We start from the raw sequence: 24,049 nt of genomic DNA, 5'->3' as shown, positions 1-24,049 counted from the left end.
CGACGCGCTTGATTGGCCAGGGCCCGTCGCCTGGACGCGTTGTCCGGCCAACCGTTCCCGCCCACGTGCACACGCCATCCCATTCCGAGGGTCGGCAGGGATTCGTGCAAAAAACAGACAATTCGTAGGCAACCGATTGACTGCTAAAGGCATTCCTCTCGATTTCTTGGACTTCACTGCCGACCCTCCGCCTAGTGGGTCCTGGACACAGACCGCTTTGCCGTTCCACTGCGCCTCACGCCGCTCCTACTGCGGCGTGCGCCGCGCCAAAGGCAGGGCTATTCCCAATCGTCGATCTCCTCGCAGCCCGGCGGCGCATTCACGCCGCTGAAGGCCGTCTGCGCAGACGCCTGCAGTTGGTGCTGATCGACCTGTGAGGCGCTCTTAAGCTGCAGCGCAAAGCTTTCCTTGTACACGTCGTGGAATTTCTCCTTGAGCTTGAAGGTGTCCGGCGTGTGGAACTGGATCTCCCACAGCGCGCCTTCCGGGCTGCGCAGCGTGACGTTGACTGCCTTGAATGCCTGCCGCTGCCGCGTGAACAGGTTGAGCAGCTTGACGCGCACATGGCCTTGATTGTCCAGCAAGGCCAGCACGCCGCGCAGGCCGGCGGTGAAGTGCTGCGGCTCCAACACCACGCTGTAGCGCAGCGCGTCGTTGATGCCAGCGGCCGCTTCTTCCAGGGTCTTGTGTTTCAAAGCAATCTGCCGCTCGAATTTTTCCGTCAGCGAGCCGGTCGATTTGAATTTATGGCCCATTCCCTCCAGGTGCCCACCATGGAGCTTGGCGGCGCCGATCAGCATTTTGGTGATCACGGGCTCCATCTCGCCGGCGCGTGTCCGCAGGGCCTCGGCCGCACGCACGATGTCCTCGTGCTGCACGGCGCGCAGGCGCTCGGCCGGCGGGGGCGGCGGGTCGATCAGGCCTGCCTGCTGCAGCGAGTGCAGCGCGTCTTGCATGACGCCCGCCGCCATCGTCGGCATGTTCTGCAGCAGCACCTTGGTCTGCTCGGCGTCGAAGCGGCCCTCGTGCATGGCCCGGGCAGTCGTCTTGCCGTAGGGCACGCTGCGTACCCGCTCGGCGAACGCTCGCTCGGAGCGTTCGCAAGACTCCACGATCTTGGCGAACAGCGCTGTGCCGGTGTCGGATTTCAGCGCATCGGTGCCCACCTTGATGGCGATGGTGAAGAGGTTGCGCATGCTCAGTTCCGGCTCGTTGGGGATGAACCCCGGTTGCCCCTCCGGGAACTGTGCGTGCGATAACAGGCACACCGGGTAGTTGTCGAGGATGGCGCGCAGACGTGCGTCGGCATCAGGCGCAGCCATGTAGGCCCGGGCGAGCGTTGGGAACGCCTCAGCCAGCGCGTCGGGCAGGCGCGGCGTCTCGGCTGAAGCCGGCGCGTCGGGCAGGCCTGGCGCCTCGGCTGAAGCCAGTGCGTCGGGCAAGCCTGGCGCCTCGGCTGAGCGAGCCGTTGCCAGTTCGAGCTCAAGCAGCTGCGCGTGCAGCAGTTCGGCCACTTCACGCGCCTCGGGCATGTGGGCGCGGCTGATCGCTTCGTGCGCCTGGGCGCGCAGTTGCGCCAACAACACCTCGCGATCTGTGGTCTCGCCGTCGAGTACCTGGCGCAAGCCGTTGCGCAGGTCGCGCTCGATGCCGTCGTACGTACCGAACATCATCTTGCGCGCCATCGCCTTGCGCAGCTGGTCGGGCTGCGCCATGAAGCGCGCCGCCAGGGTGCTGGCCGCGCCCATGATCTGGCCGCCACGCTGCAGCGACATGATCTCGGACAGCCGCCCGGCCTGGTAGTGGCCGCTGTCTGGGTCGATGGCCGGCGTGGCCGTCTTCGGCGGCTTGAAAGAGCGTGGCTGGCCGCGCCGCGCCGCACGATCGTCCATCTCGCGCGCGATCAGCTCCGCCAGCCTGGGGTAGCCCGCGTACACGAACGCATCGTCACCGTCGGTGTCCATGTTGCGCTTGCGCAGCTCCGGGATCGGCAGTGCGCCCATACGCCCGGGTTCCACGATGTCCTTGAGCCGCAGGCTGCCGGTGCTGAGCATGTCCTGCGGCACGGCACTGCGGTCGCGTCCGGCGGTCCAGCGCGACAGGGTTTTGAGATCTTCCTTGGAGCAGGCCAGGTCCACGTCCGCGAACTGCGCCGGCCAGTTCTGCGCCGGCACTACGATGAGCATGCCCTTGCTGTGCAGCATCGCCGGGTCGCTGCCAGCAGCGTCGCCCGCGCTGTCGTCGAAGCCGGTGTAGCTGTACTGGATGCCGAAGCACTGCGAGAGGAATTCGGCCGTGGCATCGCCTTGCGCCGCGGTAGCGACATACTCCTGCGGCACCGGCAGCAGGTTCTCCTTGTCGTAAGGCGGCTTGCCGATCAGCAAGGCGCCGCCGGCGGCGTCGAAGGCCTGGCTGCGCTCGCGCGGCAGGTGCACCTGGTTGTCGGCGGAGGGCACCGCCCGGACTCTCTGGCCCTCGTAGCCGCCGCTGGTGGCCAGCTCGTACAGCACCAGTTGGCTCAGCTCGGGCGGCAGCGCCTGCAGCCGGCGCTGCATCGCTTCGTGCGCCTCCTGCAGCGCCGCCTGGTCGCGTGGGAAGTGCTGCAGCGCCTGTGGTGCCAGCCGCGTGGGTCCCTTGTCCTTGGCCAGAAGGTCGCGCTGGGCTTGGCTAGCCCGGCCGGCCTGCACCGCTTCCCAGGCGGAGAAGTACGCACGGAAGGCAGGGATGCGCTGGGCCACCTCCAGCTTCAGAAAGCCGCAGCCATCGTTGGGGCACAGCGCCAGGGGGCGCCCGTCGGGTGCTGTGGGCTTGAATGGGTGCGCAGGGCCGCTGACGTCGTCGAAAAAGCCCAGGCGCAGCGTGCCCTCCACGACGTGGTCGCTTGGCACCATCTCCAGCAGCGAGCGCTGCATGCGCGACCAGTCCTCGCGCTGCGGGGCGAGCTTGGTGATGAGCTTCATCAGGCTGCTGCCCGGGACGGTGTCGGCATAGCGGATCGCCGGCAGCAGCGACGGCGATGCAGATGCGCCGGACAGCAGGTCGGAGGGGCGGCTCAGGTGGCCGCGCGTGGCGCGGCTGCCGCCGAACATGTCGAAGCGCCAGGGCTGGCCCTGGTAGGTGAGCGTGCGCGCGAGCATGAACGTTGAAATCGATCCCGGCAGCTGAACCTCCACCAGCGGCAGGCCCGTCAGCCGCGTGAACAGCGAGTAAGGCTTGTCCGTCTCGGTCGCGTTGGTCGACACTTGCTTGCCACGCAGATCGACCACGATGTGGGTCGTGCTGCCGGTGCCGGGTGCCGGCGCGACGGGCTGGCCGGGTGCCGAACGCATGCCCAGGCGCCCAGCGCCCAGGTCGAAGCGGCTCGGTGGATGGGCCTGCGCGATCCTTGGCGCCTCCTTGGCCATGCGCCGGTCCAGGGCGTCGAACACCTGGTCGCCCGCCTCGATCTGCGCGATCAGGTTCCAGCTCATCTCGCCGAGGTCCGCCTCGATGGCCTCGCGCGTGCGCTCGAGCGTCTGGTCGACCCATTGCGCCAGCTGCTCGCGGCGCTGGCGCAGTTCCTGGCGCGCGCCTTGGACGTGGCGCGGCTTCCATTGCCGACTCACCACCGCATAGGCCTTGAGCACCTGGAAGAACGTCAACGCCGGGCAACGTGTGGCGTGCTGTTCGGTCTGAGCCGATGCAGGTGAGCCACCGACCGTGAGGTACAAGGCGATCTTGCGCTCTACGATCGGCTGCAACGTGTTGAATACGCTCAGGGCGTGACTGCGATGGCGAGGGGTCAGCTCCGGACTGCGGATCAGCGGCAGCAGGCCCATGCACAGATTGCCTAGCCCCTCGAGGTTCGTTGCGCGTAATCCATCCTCGTGCATGAGCGCGGCAACCCGCTCGAGTGCCGGTCGCGCCAGCGGACGCATCTGGCGCTGAAGCTGCGTCGATGAAAGGGCCTTGAAGATCAGCCCGATCTCCGAGACCGAGGCGGACTCAAAACGCGCGCGGTGCAGCTCCAGGTGCCCGGCCAGCGCCTTCAGTTTGTCGCTACCCAAGGTTTGGAATTGTTCATCGTCCAGGTGCCGCAGACGGGACATCGCGTTGGCTACTATGGCGAGCCCAAGCATCTCGAACTGCTGCCACAGCAGCTCGGTCGAGCCTAAGCGCTCGGCGAGCAGCAACGCTGTCTGGGGACAGGCCGTCCCTCCAAGCGATTTGCTTAGCGCATTGAGCGACAAGGCCACGTCCTGTGCTCCCAGGGCGTGTCGCATATCGTGGTCTGCAGCCAGCCGCCTGGCCAAGGCGTCGATGGCCTTTTCGCAGCTCGCGCGTCCGGGCCATTTGCTCAGAGCGTTGAGCGCTTGGGTCACGCCAATAGGGCGCAGAGCGTTGCTCAAACCGGCATCGTCGGCCAGCCGCGAGGCCATTGCGCTGGTGGCGGTCTCGCAGTCCGGCGTGTCGGGCCATTTGCTCAGGGCGTTGAGCGCGTTGGCCACTTCTTGCGGGTTGAGGGCGTTGCACAAAGCGGAATCGTCGTCGACCAGCCGCAAGGCCAGCGCGGTGGCGGCGGTCTTGCAGTCCGGCGTGTCGGGCCATTTGCTCAGGGCGTTGAGCACGTTGGCCACGTGTTGCGGGTCGAGGGCGTTGCGCAAACCGGCATCGTCGGCCAGCCGAGGGGCCAGCGCGGTGGCGGCGGCCTTGCAGTCCGGCGCGCCGGGCCATTTGCTCAGGGCGTTCAACACGTGGGCCACGTCTATCGGTTTGAGGGCGTTGCGCAAACCGGGGTCGTCGTCGAGCCGCGAGGCTAGCTCGCTGGCGGCGGCCTTGCAGTCCGGCGTGTCGGGCCATTTGCTCAGGGCGTTGAGTACGTTGGCAACGCCTTGCGGGCCGAGGTTTTTGCACAACTCGGGCTCGTCGGCCAGCCGCGAGGCCAGTACCTTGGCGGCGGTCTTGCAGTCCGGCGTGTCGGGCCATTTGCTCAGTGCGTTCAACGCGTTGGCAACGCCTTTTGGATAGAAGTCTTTGCACAACTCGGGGTCGTCGGCCAGCCGAGCGGCCAGCGCTTTGGCGGCATCTTTGCAGACCGGCGTGTCGGGCCATTTGCTCAGGGCGTTCAACACGTGGGCCACGTCTAGCGGTTTGAGGGCGTTGCGCAACTCGGGCTCGTTGGCCAGCCGCAAGGCCAGTACGTTGGCGGCGGTCTTGCAGACCGGCGTGTCGGGCCATTTGCTCAGGGCGTTGAGTACGTTGGCCACGCCTTGCGGATTGAGGGCGTTGCGCAGACCGGAATCTTCGTCGGCCAGCCGCGGGGCCAGCTCGCTGGCGGCGGCCTTGCAGTCCGGCGTGTCGGGCCATTTGCTCAGGGCGTTGAATACGTTGGCCACGCCTTGCGGGTCGAGGTCTTTGCGCAACTCGGGCTCGTTGGCCAGTCGCGAGATCAGTACGTTGGCGGCCTTCTTGCAGTCCGGCGTGTCGGGCCATTTGCTCAGGGCGTTCAACACGTTGGCCACGTCTAGCGGTTTGAGGGCGTTGCGCAAAACGGGATCGTCGTCGGCCAGCCGCGAGGCCAGAGCGTTGGCGGCATCTTTGCAGTCTGGCGTGTCAGGCCATTTGCTCAGGGCGTTGAGCACGTTGACCACGCCTTGCGGATTGAGGGCGTTGCGCAAACCGGGATCGTCGTCGGCCAGCCGCGGGGCCAGCTCGCTGGCTGCAGTCTTGCAGACCGGCGTGTCGGGCCATTTGCTCAGAGCGTTGAGCGCATTGGCCACGCCTTGCGGGTCGAGGTCTTTGCGCAATTTGGGCTCCTTGGCCAGCCGCGAAGCCAGCGCGTTGGCGGCGGTCTTGCAGTCGGGCGTGTTGGGCCATTTGCTCAGGGCGTTGAGCGCTTGGGTCACGTCAATAGGGCGGAGGGCGTTGCACGACCCTGGCTCGTCGGCCAGCCGCAAGGCCAGCGCCTTAACGACAACAGCGCAGAGCGGTGTGTCAGGCCATTTGCTCAGAGCGTTGAGCGCGTTGGCGATGTGTTGCCGTTTGAGGCCGTTGCGCAACTCGGGCTCGGCGGCCAGTCGCGAGGTCAGTGCGTTGGCGACATCTTTGCAGAACGGCGTGTCGGGCCATTTGCCCAGGGCGTTCAACACGTGGGCCACGTCTAGCGGTTTGAGGGCGTTGCGCAACTCGGGCTCGTTGGCCAGTCGCGAGATCAGTACGTTGGCGGCCTTCTTGCAGTCCGGCGTGTCGGGCCATTTGCTCAGTGCGTTGAGCACGTTGGCCACGCCTTGCGGTTTAAGGGCATTGCGCAAACCGGGATCGTCGTCGGCCAGCCGCGAGGCCAGCGCGCTGGCGACATCTTTGCAGTCTGGCGTGTCAGGCCATTTGCTCAGAGCGTTGAGCGCGTTGGCGATGTGTTGCCGTTTGAGGCCGTTGCGCAACTCGGGCTCTTTGGCCAGTCGCGAGATCAGTGCGTTGGCAACATCTTTGCAGACCGGCGTGTCGAGCCATTTGCTCAGGGCGTTGAGTAAGCTGGCTACTTCTTGCGGTTTAAGGGCGTTGCACAACTCGGGCTCGGCGGCCAGTCGCAAGATCAATAAGTTGGCGGCCTTCTTGCAGTCCGGCGTGTCGGGCCATTTTCTCAGTGCGTTGAGCGCATTGGCCACGCCTTGCGGGTCGAGGTCTTTGCGCAATTTGGACTCCTTGGCCAGCCGCAAGGCCAGCGCTTCGGCGGCGGTCTTGCAGTCCGGCGTGTCGGGCCATTTGCTCACGGCGTTGAGCGCTTGGGTCACGTCAATAGGGCGGAGGGCGTTGCACGACCCTGGCTCGTCGGCCAGTCGCAGCTCGTCGGCCATCCGCAAGGCCAGTGCGTTGGCAGCGGTCTTGCAGACCTGCGTGTCTGGCCATTTACTCAGGGCGTTAAGCGCATTGGCCACGCCTTGCGGGTCGAGGTCTTTGCGCAATTTGGGCTCCTTGGCCAGCCGCAAGGCCAGCGCTTCGGCGACATCTTTGCAGACCTGCGTGTTGGGCCATTTGCTCAGGGCGTTGAGCGCTTGGGTCACGTCAATAGGGTGGAGGGCGTTGCACGACCCTGGCTCGTCGGCCAGCCGGAGCTCGTCAGCCAGCCGCAAGGCCAGCGCCTTAACGGCAACAGCACAGAGCGGTGTGTCAGGCCATTTGCTCAGAGCGTTGAGCGCGTTGGCGATGTGTTGCCGTTTGAGGCCGTTGCGCAACTCGGGCTCGGCGGCCAGTCGCGAGGTCAGTGCGTCGGCGACATCTTTGCAGACCTGCGTGTTGGGCCATTTGCTCAGGGCGTTGAGCACGTTGGCCACGCCTTGCGGGTCGAGGTCTTTGCGCAATTTGGGCTCCTTGGCCAGCCGCAAGGCCAGCGCGTCGGCGACATCTTTGCAGACCTGCGTGTCGAGCCATTTGCTCAGGGCATTCAGTGCAATGCCCACTTCTTGAGGGTCGAGGTCTTTGTGCAACTCGGGCTCGTCGGCCAGCCGCAAGGCCAGCGCCTTAACGGCGACGGCGCAGCGCGGTATGTCAGGCCATTTGCTCAGAGCGTTGAGCGCGTTGGCGATGTATTGCCGTTTGAGGGCGTTGCACAACTCGGGTTCTTCGGCCAGTCGCGAGGCCAGTGCGTTGGCGGCATCTTTGCAGTCCGGCGAGTCGGGCCATTTGCTTAGGGCGTTCAACGCGTTGGCAACGCCTTGTTGGTCGAGGTCTTTGCACAACTCTGGCTCGTAGGCCAGCCGCCAGGCCAGCGCGTGGGCGGCCTTCTCGCAGTCCGGCATGTCGGGCCATTTGCTCAGGGCGTTCAATGCGCTGGCCACGCCTTGCGGGCAAAATTCTTTGCACAACTCGGGCTCGTCGGCCAGCCGCAAGGCCAGCGCTGTGGCTGCAACTTTGCAGTCCGGCGTGTCGGGCCATTTGCTCAGTGCGTTCAACGCGTTGGCCACGCCTTGTGGATAGAAGTCTTTGCACAACTCGGGGTCGTCGGCCAGCCGCGCAGCCAACGCTTTGGCGGCCCTCTCGCAGTCCGGTGAGTCGGGCCATTTGCTCAGGGCGTTGAGCGCGTTGGCTACCTCCTGCGAGTCGAGGTCTTTGCGCAAGTTGGTCTCCTTGGCCAGCCGCAAGGCCAGCGCGTCGGCGACATCTTTGCAGACCTGCGTGTCGGGCCATTTGCTCAGGGCGTTGAGCGCGTTGGCTACTTCTTGCGGTTTGAGGGCGTTGCGCAAATCGGGATCATTGTCGGCCAGCCGCGAGGCCAGCGCGTTGGCGGCATTTTTGCAGACCAGCGCGTCGGGCCATTTGCTCAGGGCGTTGAGCGTGTTCGCGATGCTCTGCGCATCCATCGCATAACACAAGCGGCTGTTGCTGGCGAGCAGCTCGGCGAGCGAGTGCGCCATGGACTGGCAATCCGGGTTGTTGAACCACTTGCTGAAGGCATTGAGTGCCAGGCCGATGCCCTTCGCTTGCAGAGGCTGCCGGGCCTGGTGGCCACGTTGCAGGTGACGTGCCAGACGAGCCACTGCGTGTTCGCACCTGCCGCTATTGGTGTTCTTGGCGAAGGCGTTCAGGAGTAGGACTGATAGGTGGCCATCCAGCCCCAATGGACCATTGGCCTGCTCCACCTGTCTGGCGATCCACGCGATTGCATCCATGCACGCTGGCTGGTTCGGGTGCTTGCTCAGCTTGTTGCTTACATGGGCTAGCTGTTTCAGAGATGCACCGTTGAACCACTCGGTCTTGTATAGATACTGCGCCGCGAGCTCGGTGCAACGATCGAGATCGCTGTGCGTTAGCTCTGCGGCCGGCTTTGCATTGCCAATCATCTGAAGGTATTTGTCGAGCCATTTCGCGTTGGTTTGCTCGTTGAACTTCCTATCCAGGAAGGGCAGGGCCAGCTTGCAATCCATACGACGCGCCAGCTCGTTGTCCCGTGCCATGGCGACGCACAGGCGAGCATTGTGCGTCTGATCCATCCGGCTGTGTGCTTCCAATTGTCCCCGATACCGCTCTCGCTCAGCCTGCAGCCGTTTTTTTGCCGCCGAGTCGAGCCGATGTTCGGCCTGATTAAGATCGGCCGTCGTCAGCACCAAGCCCTGCCTTGGCCGCTTTGGCTGCCGATACGGCTCTCGCTCTTCCCGCGGTCGCTTTCCTGCCGCCCGTTTGGACTTTTGCTCAGTCAGGCGAAGATCCGCCGTCGCCTCCAAACCATGCGTTGCTCGTTGTGGCCTACGATGCGACGACGAGGCGCCGACGTAAGCGGACATTCTGTCCGGGCGTCGCTCGGGCGCGGTACCGCGTCGGTCGGTAGGATCATCGCGCCGGTGCGAGTGAGTGGCTGGCTGTTGCTGGGCGTGCCTGTCCCATGCGCGGCCACTGGCTCCAGTTTGCGCATTTACGGACAAAGGAACCCTGCGTTGCGTCGCCGTCCCAGGCTCATCCTGTTCTACCCGCCGCCGTTTGGACGGTGGCCGCCCAAGCGTGGACTGACTGTCGCGGGAGCAGGCTGCAGCCTGCTCCCCGGCCGGCCTGGGCTGGTCCTCTCGAGGGAAAGGCCAGTTTGTGCCCAATGCGTTTAGATTGACTTTGGAGGTTTTCATGCCTGCAACTTATTTAGTGGGTCCGTCTGCCAGCGGTTTGCGACGTTCGTTGCGGGTTGGGCGGTCCACGCCCCATCGGCAGTGACGACCCCCGATTTTATCCGGACAACAGATCATCGGCTTCCCTACGTGGCGCCGGATGAAACTGAGGGTCGGCAGGGATTCATATTTTTTCAGTCTGTTAGGCTAGATTTGGCTGTTTTTTTTACACGAATCCTACCGGCCCTTATTCATCCCCACGACGTCGCGATGGAAATCCTGTATTTGCGGCGTCTGCCACTCCGACCTGCACACCGCGCGCAACGATTGGGGTTGGATCTACTCCCCGATCGTGCCTGGCCACGAGATTGTCGGCCGTGTGATCGAGGTCGGTGCGGAGGTCTCGCGCTATCGCGTTGGCGACCATGTCGCGGTGGGATGTATGGTCGACAGCTGTCAGCAGTGCGATCAATGGCGCCGCGGCGAAGAACAGTTGTGCCGCGAGGGCAATACCGGCACTTACGCTGGCCGGGACCGCATCACCGGCGAAACTACCCAGGGTGGCTATTCCAAACATCTGGTCGTGCGCGAAGAGTTCTGCCTGCAGATCCCCAAGGGACTTGACGTGGCGCGCGCAGCGCCGCTGCTGTGCGCGAGCATCACCAGCTATTCGCTGTTGCGCATCTGGAATGTCGGCTCCGGCAGCCGCGTCGGCGTGATCGGGCTGGGCGGGCTAGGGCATATGGCGGTCAAACTCGCCGCCGGCATGGGCGCCGACGTCACGGTACTCAGCCGCAGCCCATCCAAGCGCGAAGATGCGTTGGTGGTATCACCGATACCGATACCGATACCGATACCGATGCAATGAGCGATGAGCGATGAGCGATGACGAAGCCAGTTTCGATTTTGATCATCGACACCGTCCCGGTCGAGCATCAGCTCGATCCGTATCTGCCGATGCTCGACGTGGATGCCATGCTGGTGATCGTCCGCCAGGTCGGGCCGATGGAAGGCGCCAACACGTTGCCGCTGTTACTCGGTCGCCGCCGCATTGCCGGCTCGCCGATCGGTGGCATCGGCGAAACCCAGGAGGTGTTGGATTTCTGAGCCAAGAAAGACATTAGTTCCCGACTGCGAACTGATCCGGATGGATCAGATCAACGACGCCTATGCACGCAGCAATCGGATGTGCGCTACCGCCGCTCCGTAATCGACATGACATCGCTGGAGCCGGCCGTGGCGTAAGCGCCAACATCACGTTCCTCATCACATGCATGCTGGCAGCATCGGGGCACGTTTGAACATCGTCCGAATGAGTCCGCTATGAATTCAATTGCCGTCCCGGCCCGCACATGGGCAATCCACCCGTTCCACGCAGCCGTTCTCGGTGGTGTGTGGCCGCTGTTTCTCGGCGCTCTGATGAACGATTACGTGTACTTGGCGCCGCTCGGATTGTCGACTTCTTCGACGCCTTGCATCACGCTCGTGATGCGTGGGCCATCATGCCGGCAGCGTTGGTGTTGTCGGCGATCGCGACGCTGTTTGCATTGGTTGCAACCTGGGCGGGATTGTCCGCTCTGCGCGTGGGAGGTGCACGATGAAGCGTCAGGCAACCACACTCATCACGGGCTCCATCCTTGCCGCAGCATTGGCCGCATGCGGTAAGGCACCTGAGCTCAATCAGCACGGTGCAACGCCAGAACTGCCTACGCCCGATCGTGGCTTATTGCCCGACATGACCATCGCCGAGCCGGCCGCGTGGAATGAGCGTAAGCCGACCGTGCCCGCAGGCTACCGGATCACTGCGATTGCCACCGATCTAGGTAGTCGCCCCTGAAAAATCCCCTTTAAGCGCAAAGTGCCGTCGGTGACAGCGGCACGGCGCTCAAGGATGACCACCCCATCGCCCGCATCCAGGCACGCAAAAACGCGATCCAGCGCAGCAGCCAACGCAGGTTGTAGCCGGCCGCGCAGCCGAGCACGTGCAGCGCATCGCCTTGGGCACCTTTCAGCCTGCAGCGACGCAACCGGCAGTCGTCTTTCAGATGTCCGATCACCGGCTCCACCGCCTGCCGTCGCTTGATCCAGCGCCATTGCCGTCGCGTCAGCGTCTTGGCCTTGCCGCGATGCAGGACCTGCACGCCATCGACCTCGCGCCCGCGATCGCCCAGGTCCACGATCGCCACCGTCGGTTCTACGCTCACATCCTGCAGCAACCCGCGTGTCTGCTCCAGCTGCTCGGCCAAGGTATCGCCGTCGTACGGGTTGCCCGGGAAGCTGCGCGCACCCACGACCAATCCCTTGCAGGCGGTGACCGCAATGCCGACCTTGACGCCGAATTCGTACGCTTGACGCGCCTTGCCCTTGCCAATGCATTCCACTTCCGAGGCATGCAATGCGTACAGTTTTTGTTTGTCCTTCGGACGCTGCGTGTACAGCCGTTGCGCACGTTCCAGCCAGACAGCGATGCGCTCGCGCACGCCGGTGTTTACCTGATCGAGTTTGCGTTGGATGTCGCGCACGAGCCGTCCCAGCACTGTGCGTTGACGTCGCAGCACGCGCCGCATCCGCTTGAACTGGCGCGCATGCGCATACCGACCTGCCTTGCGGCTCAGGGCCGGGCCTTGCCGCGCGTAGCTCTGCCGCAATCCGATGCCGTGCCGCTTGGCCAGTAACACCAGCTTCTTGCGTGCCACCTCCAGCAAACGGCTGTCGGTCGGATAGGCGATCGCCTTTTCCTGCACCGTGGTGTCCACGATCACCCGCGACAACTCGCGTGCGTCCACCGCCTGCATCGCATGCGCGGCGTTGATGGTGTGCGCCAGCAGCTCTTCCATCCCGGCCTCACCCAGGCGCTGCCGCCAGCGCGTCAGCGAGCTGGCATCGCACGGCAAACGCGTCTGGAACACGACCTCGCCAGTGAAGAACTGCCAGTACGGATTCTCCAGCCAGCGCTCGCACACCGCTTCATCGGACAGGTCGTAGGCGTGTTTGAGGTAGAGCAAACCGGCAATCAGCCGCACCGGCAATGCCGGCCGACCGCCACCGGCCTGGGTGGCCGGCAAGCGCGATGAAAGTGCTTGCTCCAACGCCGCCCACGGCATCTGTTGGCTCAGTCGCGCCAGCGGATGACGCAGATCGATCTGGTTCTCCAGCCGCGAACGAAACAACTCGTCGGCAGGCATGTCTTCGGCAGCAGGACGGCGTGTACGCATGACTGAAAATTGCAAGAAACCAGCCTTCAGCGTAGCGAACACCGGTAGTTTTGGCACGCCGGTGCAGACATCAAGGCCTTGCGGTCGTTGGGTGGTTGGGGTTTTTCAGGGGCGACTCTCTACTGTGCGACTAGAAGGCCCTTTTTTCGCCATGGTCGTCAGCTCGTCAATCGGGTCTTTCCCGCAGAGCTTCGCCTCGTCCAGCCACTGCGCCGTCGAAAAGGTCTGCCGGAGTTCGCAATCGACCATCTATTGATCGATACGCCGTGGACGTTGGTGCGTGATCTCCCCCCTGTGGAACCGCATCCGCTGGCGGCTGCCGTTGAAGCACGCCTGATCGAGGATTACCCGCAGTTCCGTTAAATAATTGACCTGAGCAAGCCGAAAGCTGTGTATAAAAACGCCTGTTTCGCATAAGCGATGTCGTTGCTGAAAATATCTCGGCATGCCTGGATCGCCATAACAAGGATTTCATTACTTCATGCAAATTACCCCTGATCCTTCTTTGAAAAAGAAACTGGCAGTGGAGTGCCAGGAGTGGCTGGAAGACTCTCGACAGAATGGCGAGTACGAGCGTTACTCTGCCGCTGTGCAGAAATTTCTGGACGCTGCGGGGCCGTTGGACCCCAAGGCAGGGATACATCTCAGTCGTCTTGCGCATTACTACGACCTTGCCAGCGCTGATGCGTTTCTTCGCTCTGATGTGGAGGCGCTTACTCGTTCACTCCAACACGCAGTCTACTTGCGCGCTTTGGTTTTTCGTTGGGACGGCATGTATAGCGACATGCGCCATGACTTGGGAAACTGGCCTGCAGAATTTTCAGACGGCATGAAGGCTGCAGGCCCGGCCATGCTGTAGTGGTGGGATAACGCCGAGACCTGTGCGCAACTGTTTATCGAGATGGCCGAAAAAGACCAGCGCCTTAACACACTACACGAAATGCGCAGAATCAAGCATGGCACCAGCGACGCCTTTCTGGTCGGGCTGTTTTCCCAGGCATTCAAGATGGAAACTGATTTCGTTGCGCCGGTAGAGCTCATCCCGGAGTATCAAGCGGTGCTGGATCATTGGCATAGCGAAGAGGAGGACGTGTTCAGGTCGGTAATGCAGAAAGCGGCCGACTTCCATATCACGCGCAGCAAGGACGGTACGGATCGGACCAAGTACGAGTTTGAAGAAACCCTGGATCGAGTCTTTCCCGCAGAACTTCTTGCCGTCCAGGCACTGCGTCGTCGAAAAGGTCTGCCGGAGTTCGCAATCGACCATCTGTTGATCGATACGCCGTGGGCGTTCGTGCGCGATCTCACCGCTGTGGAATCGCATCCGCTGGCCGCTGCCGTGGAAGCGCGCCTGATCGAGGATTACCCGCAGTTCCGTTAGACCACCCATTAAGAGTGGCTAACAAAACGACTACGCTCACCGTCAAACGGGCGGGGCCGGTGCCTGGAATCGGCATGTACCAATCGTACACTGCGTTTCCTCTGCGCCGTCCGCACCCACCTGGCGACTGCTCGCTACGTTTTGTTAGCCGCTCTAAATAAGGACCTGGACATGCACGACACGACCCGCTCGATCCGCACATCCGATCTGGCTGCGCTGGCGCAAGCCACCGACGCGACCGGACAGGTGGATCTCACCGCGTATCAGGGCTACCGGTTGATGAAAGCGCATCAGACCTTAGAGCGTGTTATGAACTTTGAAAGAGGGTGGCTGCATTTCCAAGCATCAGGATCGTGAAGACGACGAAGTGCAAACCGGCCAAGGTTTCCGGCAATCGCTCGTGGTCGCGTGCCAGCTGTCTGAAACGATTGGCCCATCCGAAGCTGCGCTCGACAACCCAACGGCGCGGCAGCAAGACAAAGCCTTTTTTCGCTTCTTGCAGCTTGATCACGTGCAACTCAATGCCTTCTTCCGTGGCCGCCTGCGCCGGTTCTTGACCGGTGTAGCCCTGATCAACAAAGGCGATCTTGACCGTTTCACCGGTCACGTGTTGTACCTCTTGTGCCAACGATCGGACTTGCGCGCGCTCCTGCTCATTAGCCGGCGTCACCTGGACAGCGAGCAGATGTCCAAGCGTATCGACGGCCATGTGTACCTTGCTGCCTTTCTTGCGTTTATAGCCATCGTATCCAGCACGCGGCCCGCTTTCGCAGGTGGACTGCAGCGTGCGAGCATCGAAAATGACCGCGCTCGGCTGGCCTTTTTTCCCTTGCGCCACACGCAAGAGTGAGCGTAGATCACTGACCATGGCCTCAAAGCAGCCCGCTTGCAGCCAGCGCTGTGTTTGCTGATACACCGCTTCCCAGGGCGGAAAATCGTTGGGAAGCAATCGCCATGGTGCGCCGGCGCGCGCGATCCACCGCAGTGCGTTGAACATCGCGCGTAGCTCATACTTGCGCTGCGGTGCCTGCACATCCATCAGCGTCAAATAGGGAGCCGCAAAGGCCCATTCTTCGTCCGAAATATCGGTGGAATAAGGCTTACGAGGCTTCATCCGTATACGTTAGCGTGACAAGGGCAAAGTTCATAACACGCTCTAGACGGCCTGGATGCGCGGGGTGTGGTCGCCGCGATCGTGAGTTCGCCTGTCTATGCCGATGCGCGCGGCAGAGCGCAGGTGGGTTCGTTGATCGAGGCCATTTCCAGTCGGTTGCCCGCCTCCGATGCGAAGCGGTTCGATGCGGCGCTGGATGTGGCCAATGTCGGTGAATCGTGGGTCGAGCGAGACTACGAGCGTTATGTGGAAGAACCGATGGGCGCTGCTGCGCGGGATGAATCGGCACGTGCAGGCCAAGCGCTAGCGTGGACCGATCGGCAGATCAGCGACAACCTGGCCGCGACGCGGCGGTGGGCGGAAACCGCGCGCGAGACGCCGCACAACCGCTATCTCGACCATGCTGCCGGTGAAGTGGCTGGCGGGGCGCAGGAAAGCTATGGAGCCCTCAAAGGTGCCATCCGGCATGGCCTTGGCATGCTGGGCGAGACGGTGGATCTGGCCAAGTTTGCGCATCAGTTCAGTACGGATCGGGATTTTCGCAATCTGGTCATCGGGGCGGCGTCGGTCTATGCATCCGAGGCCATCGAAGACCCCGCCAAGCTGCCGCGCGATTTGCGCCATGCGGCCGTTGGCGCCTGGAACACCTGGAAAGCAGGCCTGGAGCAGGCCATCCGCGAGGGCAAGGAGCACGAGTATCTGGGGAATGCCAAAGGCGCGGCAGCGGTCGAAATCATCGCGACCTTTGTGCCCACCACCAAGCTGACCAAGCTGGCACGCGTGGCGGCGGTTGCCGATGCTGGCGAAGAACTTGCGCCTACGGCAGGAAGGACATTAAGCAGCCTCGAACGTCGCCAAGCCGGTGCGCTGAGCGAAACGCTCGCCGAGCTGGTGCAGGATGCGCGGCGGGTGCAAGGCAAGGGCGGATTGGAGGCCGATGGCGCCAATCTGATGTTCCATGGCCTGGCGGGGGTAAAGCGCAGCCAGGGCGCACTTGGCGCATTGGTCGATGAGCTGCGTCGCTCGAGCAACCTGGACGGGCTGTTGCAAAGTGGCGCGTTGTCTCCCAAGGAATTGGCGCACCTTGCACGCTCCGATGTCAGCCTGTTCGATGGACAGGTGTCGTTTCACGCTGCGCTCGATGCCGCTATCGGCAAACGTGAGTTGACGTCTCTCAAGAACCACGAGGTCGGCGCCATCGGCGAGGCGTTGGTGTCGTACGAACTGGCGGCGAAGGGCTATAGGGATCTGGTGCCGATCCAGAATAACTCGGGACATGGTATCGACTTGGCTGGTATCAATCCCGAGACGAATCGCTGGGAGATCTTTGAGGTCAAGGCGTCCGTGCAGGGGATTGCGCGCAGGCAGGGTGGCGATCCGGAAGATTTCCTAACTGTTCGTCTCAATCGAGCGGCCAGTGAAAGAGGACTGGAACAAGGTCTATGGGCGCCCCAAAACATGTGGGAAGAGCAGGCGCAGGCAATGGCCGCAAGAATTATTGAAGAAACTCGGGATCGAACCACCGGCAAACTCGATATCAAAGCAAACTGGGCGCGGGTCAATATCGATCGCGACCCTGCCACTGGCGCAATCACCGGCACGCCAGAGATCGAAAAGGGGATGACACCGGCGGAACGGCGCCATGAGCGATCCTTGTGCAACGAAAACGCCCCGCCTGCGCGTTCGCCAGCCGATGCCGAGCATCCCGATCATGCAATGCATCAGCAGATTAAAGGCAAGGTGGAAGAACCCGATCGACATGTCGGCCGCAGTTTCGATGCCATCAGCGAGCGCATGACGGCCAGTTTGCTTGTACTTGCCAAGGATAACGGGCTGACACAGGTCGACCATGTAGGGCTGAGCAGGCAAGCCAACGGCGTTGAGGCAGCGCAAAAAGTGTTCGTCGTCCAGGGCTGGCCCACCAGTTTCTCGGTGATGTATGCGGGCATGCCAACGGTGCAGGCTGCACACACGCCGGTCGAACAGTCTCACCAACAACTCGAAGCGATCAATGCGCGCTTGGCACAAGAGCAACTGCAGCAATCCACCCTGGCCCAGACGCAGACGCCGCCACAGCCTGGGCCGCAGATGACGATGACATGATCGTCAGCGTCCGGGCCGATGTAGGCTCAGGACGTCTCCCTGCTGCAGGCGGTATCTAGCCGTCATGCCGCAGGTTGATCTGTCGCTGCGCCGCTCAATGAGCGCTGGAGCGCAGCCCATCCACATCCAGGATCAGCGCCATGCGACCGTCGCCGATCAATGTGGCGCCGGAGTAGCCGGGTAGGCCACGCAGGGCGCGGGGCAGGGGTTTGATCACCACTTCTTCGCGGCCGCGCACCTGATCTACCACCAGGCCGAAGCGGGTTTCGCCGGCCTGCAGCAGCACCACCGTCAATAGCGGCGGTTGTTCGGCGGGCACGCCAAGCCAGCGGCGCAGGTCGATCAGCGGCAAAGTGTGCGAGCGGCGGTCCAGCACTGCGCGGCCGTCGAACCAGCCCAACGAGGTCTGCGGTGCATGCAGTACTTCGACCACGCGGGCCAGCGGTAATGCGTACACCGCTTCGCCGGCCTGCACCAGCAGGGTCGGCAAGATCGCCAACGTCAGCGGTACACGGATCATGAAGCGGCTGCCGCGGCCCAGTTCGGACTGGATCTGGATCTGCCCGCTGAGTTCGCGGATGCGCGACTGCACCACATCCATGCCGACACCGCGGCCGGAGATGTCGGTAACCTCGACCTTGGTCGAAAAACCCGGCATGAAGATCAGATGCAGGCATTCGTCGGTGCTCAGACGGGCGGCAGCTTCGGCGTCGATCAAGCCCTTGTTGCGGGCGATTTCGCGCAGCCGTTCCGGGTCGATGCCGGCGCCATCGTCCTGAATTTCGATACTGACGTAATCGCCTTCCTGCTGCGCGGACAGGCGTACATGGCCGCTACGCGGTTTGCCGGTGGCTTCGCGCAATGCAGGCAATTCGATGCCGTGGTCGATGGCGTTACGTACCAAGTGCACCAGAGGGTCGGCCAGGGCTTCGACCAGGTTGCGGTCCAGTTCGGTCTCGGCGCCGATCAGTTCCAGTTCCACCTCCTTGGACAACGTGCGCGCGACATCGCGAGCCACTTTGGGAAAGCGCGAAAATACCTTGCTGACCGGCTGCATGCGGGTGCGCATGACCGCGGTCTGCAGGCGTGCGGTGGCGATGTCCAGCACGCTGACGGCGCGATCGAGTTCTTCATCGCGCAAACGGGTGCGTAGGGTCTTCAAGCGATTGCGCGAGAGCACCAGTTCGCCGATCAAATTGACAATGGCATCCAGGCGCTTGGTGTCCACGCGCACAGTCTGTTCGGCGTCGGCACCCTTTGCCGCCGCCTTGGGGGCGGCCTTGGTACCGGGCGCAGCAGCGGCGTGGCCGTTATCGTGCGCCGGTGCGGCTGCAGTGGCGGCCTCGGGCACCGCCTTGATGGCTGGCGGGCCGCTTTTGGCATCGAATTGCGCGATTAGCGCGGCCGGTGCATGCGGTACGGGCGCACCGGAGCCCATTGCATCCAGCATGGACTGCAAATAGTCCAGCGATTGCTGCGCGGCATCGAAGTGATGCGGCTGCAGCACTGCCTGGCCTGAGCGCGCCATGCCGAGGGTTTCCTCAGCAGCGTGGCATAGCTCGACCATGGGCTTGATCGCCAGAAAGCCGGCGCCACCCTTGAGCGTGTGGAAACCGCGGAACACCGCGTTGAGCTGATCGGCTTCGTCTGGTGCCTGTTCCAGCGACACCAGTTGTTCGCCGAGGCGATCCAGGATTTCCTGGGCCTCGACGATGAAATCGGCTGCAATATCGTCAGGAACAGCACTCATGGCTACAACCCCAATCCGGACAGCAGGTCATCGGCGTCGTCTTGCGACACCGCGTGACGGTCCAGGCCCTTGACTGCAGGACCGGCAAGACCGCCGTCGTCTTTTTTCGGTTCGGTGCTCTTCGGCGGCAGGCCGAGTGCGCCGAAGCCTTCATGCACGCGCCGCACGATGCTGGCCACGCGCCGGATGATCTGGCCGCTCAGATCCTGGTAGCTCTGTGCCAACGATAGTTCGGTCAGGCTGCTGCGCATCCTGTCCAGCAACACGCCCTGGTCGGCATTCAAGCCGCCCGAGCGCAATTGCTCGGCCAGCTCGCGGCATTCCTCGACCAGATCCAGCGTGCGATGGCTGGCCTTTTCGGTCATATCCACCACGTGGTCCAGACGCGAGCACGCATCGTCCAGTTCGCCGGCTTCTTCGGGCAAGGTGGGCAGTTCGCCCAGCGCCTGACCGAGTTCGCGTGCGAGCCGGCTCAGGCCCTGCATCATTGGACGGGTGCGCAAGGCGGCGAGGTGATCCACCTCAAGGCGCCACGCGGCTTCGTCACCACTTTCCAGTGCATCGATCGCGCCCTGCAGGCGTTCGATCAATGCGGCGCGTTCGGCATTGGTCTCCACTGTGGCGTCCATCATGCGGTCGCCGCCAGACGTTCGAATACCTTGCCCAGCTTTTCTTCAAGCGTCTGCGCGGTGAATGGCTTGATGATGTAGCCATTCACGCCGCACTGTGCGGCTTCGATAATCTGCTCGCGCTTGGCCTCTGCGGTCACCATCATCACTGGCAAATGTTTGAGCTTGGCGTCGGCGCGGATGTTACGCAGCAGGTCGATGCCGGTCATGCCTGGCATGTTCCAGTCGGTGACCACGAAATCGAACGGGCCAGCGCGCAATGCCGCCAATGCGCTGTTTCCGTCTTCGGCCTCTGCGGTGTTGGTAAAGCCGAGATCGCCCAACAGATTCTTGACGATACGCCGCATCGTCGAGAAGTCGTCCACGATCAAGATCCGCATGTTCTTATTCACATCAAGCTCCTAACACGAAAAAATTATTCGTCAATTTCGACACCGGCATCGGCCAGTTCGAAGACTTTGAGGCGGCCGCGCAGACGTACCACCGCCTGGCCATGGATCTGGCAGACGCGCGATTCGCTGACACCGAGCACGGCGCCAATTTCCTTCAGGTTCAATTCCTGTTCGTAGTACAGCGACAGCACCAGCTGCTCGCGCTCGGGCAACAGGCCGATGGCCTTGCCCAGCTCGCGGCCGAATTCGCCACGCTCCATCATTTGCTGCGGGTTGGGGCCACCTTTGGCGGTAGTGTCCAGCTCGCCGTGATCTTCAATCCGCGATTCCAGGCTCAGTACCTGGCCGCGGGAGGCGTCTTCCATCAGACGCAGGTAATCGGGCAGCGGCATTTCCATCGCGGCGGCCACTTCGGTGGCGGCGGCGGCGCGGCCGGTGTTCTGCTCGATCTTGCGCACGGCGGCAGCAGCGTCGCGAGCGCGACGGTGCACCGAACGCGGCACCCAGTCGCCACGGCGAATCTCATCGATCATCGAGCCGCGGATGCGTATGGAAGCGTAAGTTTCGAACGAGGCGCCCTGTTCGGAGTCGTAACTGCGCGAGGCTTCGATCAGGCCGATCATGCCGGCCTGAATCAAGTCGTCCACTTCCACGCTCGCCGGCAGTCGCGCGGCCAGGTGGTGGGCGATGCGACGGACAAGATCGGCGTGCTGGGTAACGATGTCGTTGGCGGTGTGGCGCTGTACGGCACGGTACTGCGCGGTTGCGGTATTCACAGCTGCGGTATTCATGCGGCCACTCCCCGTTGGATGATGCGTTCGACAAAGAACTCGACGTTGCCGCCCGGTACCGTAGGGGCCTGCCAGCGTGAGGTACGTCGAGCGATTTCTAAGATGGCCTGCGCCGATGGGCTGGCGGGATAAGCCTTGATGACCGGTTGCTGGCGCTGCACCGACAGGCGCAGCCAGTCGTCCTGAGGCACGTGGCCGAGGTAGTTCAGCGACACATCGCCGAGAAACTTTTCGCAGACCCGCGACAGCTTGTCGTACAGCAGGCGACCTTCGTTGGGGTTGCGCACCATGTTGGCGATGATCTGTAAACGGTCCACACCGCGTTCGTGCGAAAGCACCTTGATCAGCGCGTAGGCATCAGTGATCGAGGCCGGTTCGTCGCAGACCACCACCACGGTGTCCTGGGCGGCCTGGCAGAAGGTCAGTACGCTGTCGGTGATGCCGGCGGCGGTGTCGATGACCATCATGTCCAGGTCGCGTTCCAGTTCGGAGAACACGTTGACCAGGCCGATGTGCTGCGCCGGGGCCAGCTCCGCCATGTGGCGGCGGCCAGAGGCGGCCGGAACCACCAACACGCCGCCGGGGCCTTCGATGATCACCTCGTCCAGCGTGCAACGGCCGGCGATCAGGTCGGCCAGAGTGTACTTGGGCGACAGGCCCAGGACCACGTCCAGATTAGCCAGGCCAAGGTCGGCGTCGAGCAGCAAGGTGCGCTTGCCCATGTCGGCCAACGCCACCGCCAAGTTGGCGGAGATGTTGGTTTTACCCACGCCGCCCTTGCCACCGGTGACGGCGATGGTGCGCACTGGGCCAAAGGGCTCGGGACGGGTCGCCGACAGGGGGAAGGCGTTGGTCAGCTTTGCGTATTCACGCGACTGCATGTTGATGCTCCGGGGTACAGGGCTTATCGGCAGCGCGCCGTAAATCTTCAAGGCGAAGAACGAGACTGGCGGCATTGGCGCGGTGCAGGTCGTCAGGGACCCGCTGTCCGTCAGTCACCCAGGTGATGGGCATTTGGTGATCGACCACCACCGATAAGACACTGCCGAAGCGGCCGGTCTCGTCGAGTTTGGTCAGCACCACGCCTTGGGGTTTGGCATGGGCGAAGCGGCGCACGACCTCGTCGAGGTCGGAAAAATGGGCGTTAGCGGGCAGCACCAGCAGCGAGGTGACCTGATGCGCGGCGCGCAGCCAGTTCAACTGCGCGGCCAGGGCGCGGTCGCGCTGGCCCATGCCGGCGGTGTCGATCAACACCAGCTTGTAGTCACACAGACGCTCGAGCAGTTCCAGCAGGCTCTCGGCGCTGTCGGCCTCGTGCACCGCGATGCCAAGCTGACGACCGTAACTGTGCAGCTGCTCGCGGCCGCCGACACGCTGGATGTCGGTGGTGACCAGGGCCACGTCGCGCGGGGCGTGCTGGGCGGCGAAGCGCTGCGCAAGCTTGGCGATGGTGGTGGTCTTGCCGGCGCCGGTTGGGCCGACCAGAGCGATCACGCCGCCATGTTCCAGCGGGTCGATCGGGGCCACCGGCAGGCGCTTGGACAGCAGGCCCAGCATCAACCCGCGGCCACGGTGCAATTCGGTATCGGCCGGAATCTGCAGGACCACGTCACGGATCAGACCGGCATCGAAGCCGTAGTCGTCCATTAGCTCCAGAGCCTGCGCACGCACCGGTGAGCCACGCAGGCGCTCGTCGGTGAGGCGGTTCATTTCGCGCTCGATCATCTGACGCATCAGCGACAGCTCACCGCGCAACTGCTTGAGTTCTTCATCGTTCTGCGGCGCCGGGGCGGCGGCGACCGGCACGGAGACCAGCGCAACCGGGGCGACCACCAGCTGCGGTAACGCCGCCGGCGGCAGGATCTGCGGCAGGGCGTCATCCATGTCGAAGTCGGCCTCGTCGTCGCGGTCGTCCTGGTCTTGGCCGTAGCCGGCATGGGCGGCGACCGCAAGAGCGGCGGGCATGACCGGCGTCGCTGCGGTGACAGCCTGCACAGCTTCGCGCTGCACCGGGGCGGTGGTCAGGAAGTCGGCGAACAGTTGTTCCGGCACTGCCGACAGCGCGTGTTCCAGGCGCGGCGCGGCCGTCACTGCAACCGCATGGGCTAGTGCCTGGGCGGTGGATGACGGGGCGGCGCCGCGTACCGATGCGGCGACCGGCTTCTGGCGCAGCAGGTTGACTGGCTGGCGCAGCGCCATGGCCGCGATCATGTCGTTGGCGGCACTGGCAACGCGTTGGCGCATGCCGGTCTCGGCCGTCGGCTTGAGCGGTACGTGGACTAGGGTGGGAGCGTGTTGCACAGGCGCCTGTTGGATCTGGGCCGACTCAGCGGTCGGCGGCTCGGAGCGCGCCGTTTCCAGGGCGCGCTGCACGAGTTCTTCGTCGTAATTGCTGGCCGCGACGATCTCGATGCCTTCAGCTGTGCGGCGGTTGGACAGGATCACTGCATCCGGGCCATGTTCTTCACGCACCATGCGGAATGCGGTGCGCATGTCCGGGGCAACGAAGCGTTTGATTTTCATGCGAAGTGCCTCAAGGAACGGAACCCGTTGGACGCCGGACGGGTGCGCGATGAATGTGGGTGCGTTGCCAGCGTCATGAGTTGCCTGTCCCGTTCGTTTGTTCCAATTCCTGCTCTCGCCCCGCAGCGGTGATGCTGTCTGCGGTCCCGTCAGAGCAAATGCACGCGGCGTGCCAAAATGAGGCGCTGGGTTTTTGACGGTCGGACCTGTGGTTTATGCGACCGTTTTCTGGGTGCGCGGGTCGATGTGTCGAGTTGCGCCAGTTTTCTGTCGCGTGCTGGCCAACCGTTCACGCTCGCTGAGCGGTAGGGCTGTCTTCAGGGCTGGCGAAGGTGACGGGTGTGAGGTAAGCGGCGGGGTGGAAGATCCCAATGGCAATCGGTCCTGGTTGCGCTTCGCGCCAGGAGACATCCCTGATCCGAATCGGGTGACCGGTGGTTGCAGGCTTCGCAAATCGCGTGTGAAAGTTCGGCCTGAGAAGGCTCTGTAGCCGGACGATATCGGCCAAGCGACAGTAAATCCTGCGCCCGGATTCGATGTCCTGATTAGCCCTGTGCCTTCAGCCAGCAGTCGCAGGATCTG

The 24,049-nt window shown here is 63.3% G+C and carries 15 protein-coding genes, 1 other RNA gene and 2 pseudogenes; 9 read left to right on the top strand and 9 right to left on the bottom strand.

Features of this window, described 5'->3' with window-relative positions; genetic code table 11:
• Window positions 1–278 precede the first annotated feature (278 nt).
• Window positions 279–9,590 (bottom strand): XopAD/skwp family type III secretion system effector, encoded by a 9,312-nt coding sequence (xopAD, locus tag PD885_RS21425; RefSeq protein WP_088056869.1) that lies wholly within the window; start codon window positions 9,588–9,590, stop codon window positions 279–281.
• 190 nt (window positions 9,591–9,780) lie between these two features.
• On the opposite strand from xopAD, the gene PD885_RS21725 reads away from it, so the two are divergent.
• The 4 genes and pseudogenes from PD885_RS21725 to PD885_RS11100 form a co-directional block, all read left to right on the top strand.
• Window positions 9,781–10,437, top strand: coding sequence for an alcohol dehydrogenase catalytic domain-containing protein (locus PD885_RS21725; protein ID WP_197685831.1), 657 nt, complete (start codon window positions 9,781–9,783; stop codon window positions 10,435–10,437).
• 17 nt (window positions 10,438–10,454) lie between these two features.
• Window positions 10,455–10,676, top strand: a complete 222-nt coding sequence (locus PD885_RS21720) for a hypothetical protein (protein ID WP_197685824.1) — start codon at window positions 10,455–10,457, stop codon at window positions 10,674–10,676.
• Window positions 10,677–10,892: 216 nt separating this feature from the next.
• Window positions 10,893–11,170, top strand: a pseudogene (locus PD885_RS11105) (hypothetical protein).
• A pseudogene (locus PD885_RS11100) lies at window positions 11,167–11,394 on the top strand (sorbosone dehydrogenase family protein); the annotation flags it as partial. The pseudogenes PD885_RS11105 and PD885_RS11100, both read left to right, overlap by 4 nt.
• Before the next feature lie 22 nt (window positions 11,395–11,416).
• Here PD885_RS11100 and PD885_RS11095 read toward each other — a convergent pair.
• Complete coding sequence (locus PD885_RS11095; RefSeq protein ID WP_088056868.1) at window positions 11,417–12,784, bottom strand: IS5 family transposase; 1,368 nt, start codon at window positions 12,782–12,784, stop codon at window positions 11,417–11,419.
• Window positions 12,785–13,265: 481 nt separating this feature from the next.
• Here PD885_RS11095 and PD885_RS11090 point away from each other — a divergent pair, with 481 nt between their 5' ends.
• The 4 genes from PD885_RS11090 to PD885_RS20730 all read left to right on the top strand — a co-directional run bounded on the left by PD885_RS11090 (window position 13,266) and on the right by PD885_RS20730 (window position 14,522).
• Window positions 13,266–13,643: a hypothetical protein gene (locus PD885_RS11090; RefSeq protein ID WP_052032167.1), complete on the top strand. Its 378-nt coding sequence runs from the start codon at window positions 13,266–13,268 to the stop codon at window positions 13,641–13,643.
• Between the two features lie 42 nt (window positions 13,644–13,685).
• Window positions 13,686–14,165, top strand: a complete 480-nt coding sequence (locus PD885_RS11085) for a hypothetical protein (protein WP_052032166.1) — start codon at window positions 13,686–13,688, stop codon at window positions 14,163–14,165.
• A gap of 74 nt (window positions 14,166–14,239) precedes the next feature.
• A non-coding RNA gene (locus PD885_RS11080) (sX9 sRNA) lies at window positions 14,240–14,315 on the top strand.
• A gap of 21 nt (window positions 14,316–14,336) precedes the next feature.
• A complete protein-coding gene (locus tag PD885_RS20730) occupies window positions 14,337–14,522 on the top strand; it encodes a hypothetical protein (RefSeq protein WP_145954064.1) in 186 nt (61 codons plus the stop codon).
• On the opposite strand, the gene PD885_RS11075 is transcribed toward PD885_RS20730, so the two are convergent.
• Complete coding sequence (locus PD885_RS11075) at window positions 14,473–15,279, bottom strand: IS5 family transposase (RefSeq protein ID WP_083215081.1); 807 nt, start codon at window positions 15,277–15,279, stop codon at window positions 14,473–14,475. The two genes, PD885_RS20730 and PD885_RS11075, sit on opposite strands and share 50 nt — an antisense overlap.
• Window positions 15,280–15,756: 477 nt before the next feature.
• Here PD885_RS11075 and PD885_RS11070 point away from each other — a divergent pair, with 477 nt between their 5' ends.
• Window positions 15,757–17,382 carry an XVIPCD domain-containing protein gene (locus tag PD885_RS11070; RefSeq protein ID WP_145954063.1) on the top strand — a complete coding sequence of 542 codons (1,626 nt, stop codon included), beginning with the start codon at window positions 15,757–15,759 and terminating at the stop codon, window positions 17,380–17,382.
• A gap of 94 nt (window positions 17,383–17,476) precedes the next feature.
• Here the strand turns inward: PD885_RS11070 and PD885_RS11065 are convergent, their stop codons facing one another.
• The 6 genes from PD885_RS11065 to flhF are packed head-to-tail and all read right to left on the bottom strand — an operon-like array spanning window position 17,477 to window position 23,467.
• Window positions 17,477–19,132 carry a chemotaxis protein CheA gene (locus tag PD885_RS11065; protein ID WP_002813542.1) on the bottom strand — a complete coding sequence of 552 codons (1,656 nt, stop codon included), beginning with the start codon at window positions 19,130–19,132 and terminating at the stop codon, window positions 17,477–17,479.
• A 2-nt stretch (window positions 19,133–19,134) separates the two neighbouring features.
• The gene (locus PD885_RS11060) at window positions 19,135–19,761 is read right to left on the bottom strand and encodes a protein phosphatase CheZ (protein ID WP_002813539.1); all 627 of its coding nucleotides are present in this window, start codon (window positions 19,759–19,761) and stop codon (window positions 19,135–19,137) included.
• Entirely contained in the window at window positions 19,761–20,153 is a 393-nt protein-coding gene (cheY, locus tag PD885_RS11055) for a chemotaxis response regulator CheY (RefSeq protein WP_002813536.1), read from the bottom strand. The genes PD885_RS11060 and cheY overlap by 1 nt, the downstream gene beginning before the upstream one ends.
• A 23-nt stretch (window positions 20,154–20,176) precedes the next feature.
• Window positions 20,177–20,944, bottom strand: a complete 768-nt coding sequence (locus PD885_RS11050; RefSeq protein WP_002813531.1) for an RNA polymerase sigma factor FliA — start codon at window positions 20,942–20,944, stop codon at window positions 20,177–20,179.
• Entirely contained in the window at window positions 20,941–21,825 is an 885-nt protein-coding gene (locus tag PD885_RS11045; protein WP_002813529.1) for a MinD/ParA family protein, read from the bottom strand. Before PD885_RS11045 ends, PD885_RS11050 begins: the two co-directional genes overlap by 4 nt.
• Window positions 21,812–23,467, bottom strand: a complete 1,656-nt coding sequence (gene flhF, locus PD885_RS11040; RefSeq protein ID WP_002813527.1) for a flagellar biosynthesis GTPase FlhF — start codon at window positions 23,465–23,467, stop codon at window positions 21,812–21,814. Before flhF ends, PD885_RS11045 begins: the two co-directional genes overlap by 14 nt.
• Window positions 23,468–24,049: the final 582 nt, after the last annotated feature.

This window comes from Xanthomonas fragariae (genome assembly GCF_900183975.1).
GTDB classification, from domain to species: Bacteria; Pseudomonadota; Gammaproteobacteria; order Xanthomonadales; family Xanthomonadaceae; genus Xanthomonas; species Xanthomonas fragariae.
The sequence above is the reverse complement of the archived record's forward strand: the minus strand, read 5'-3'. Positions and strand labels throughout refer to the sequence as shown.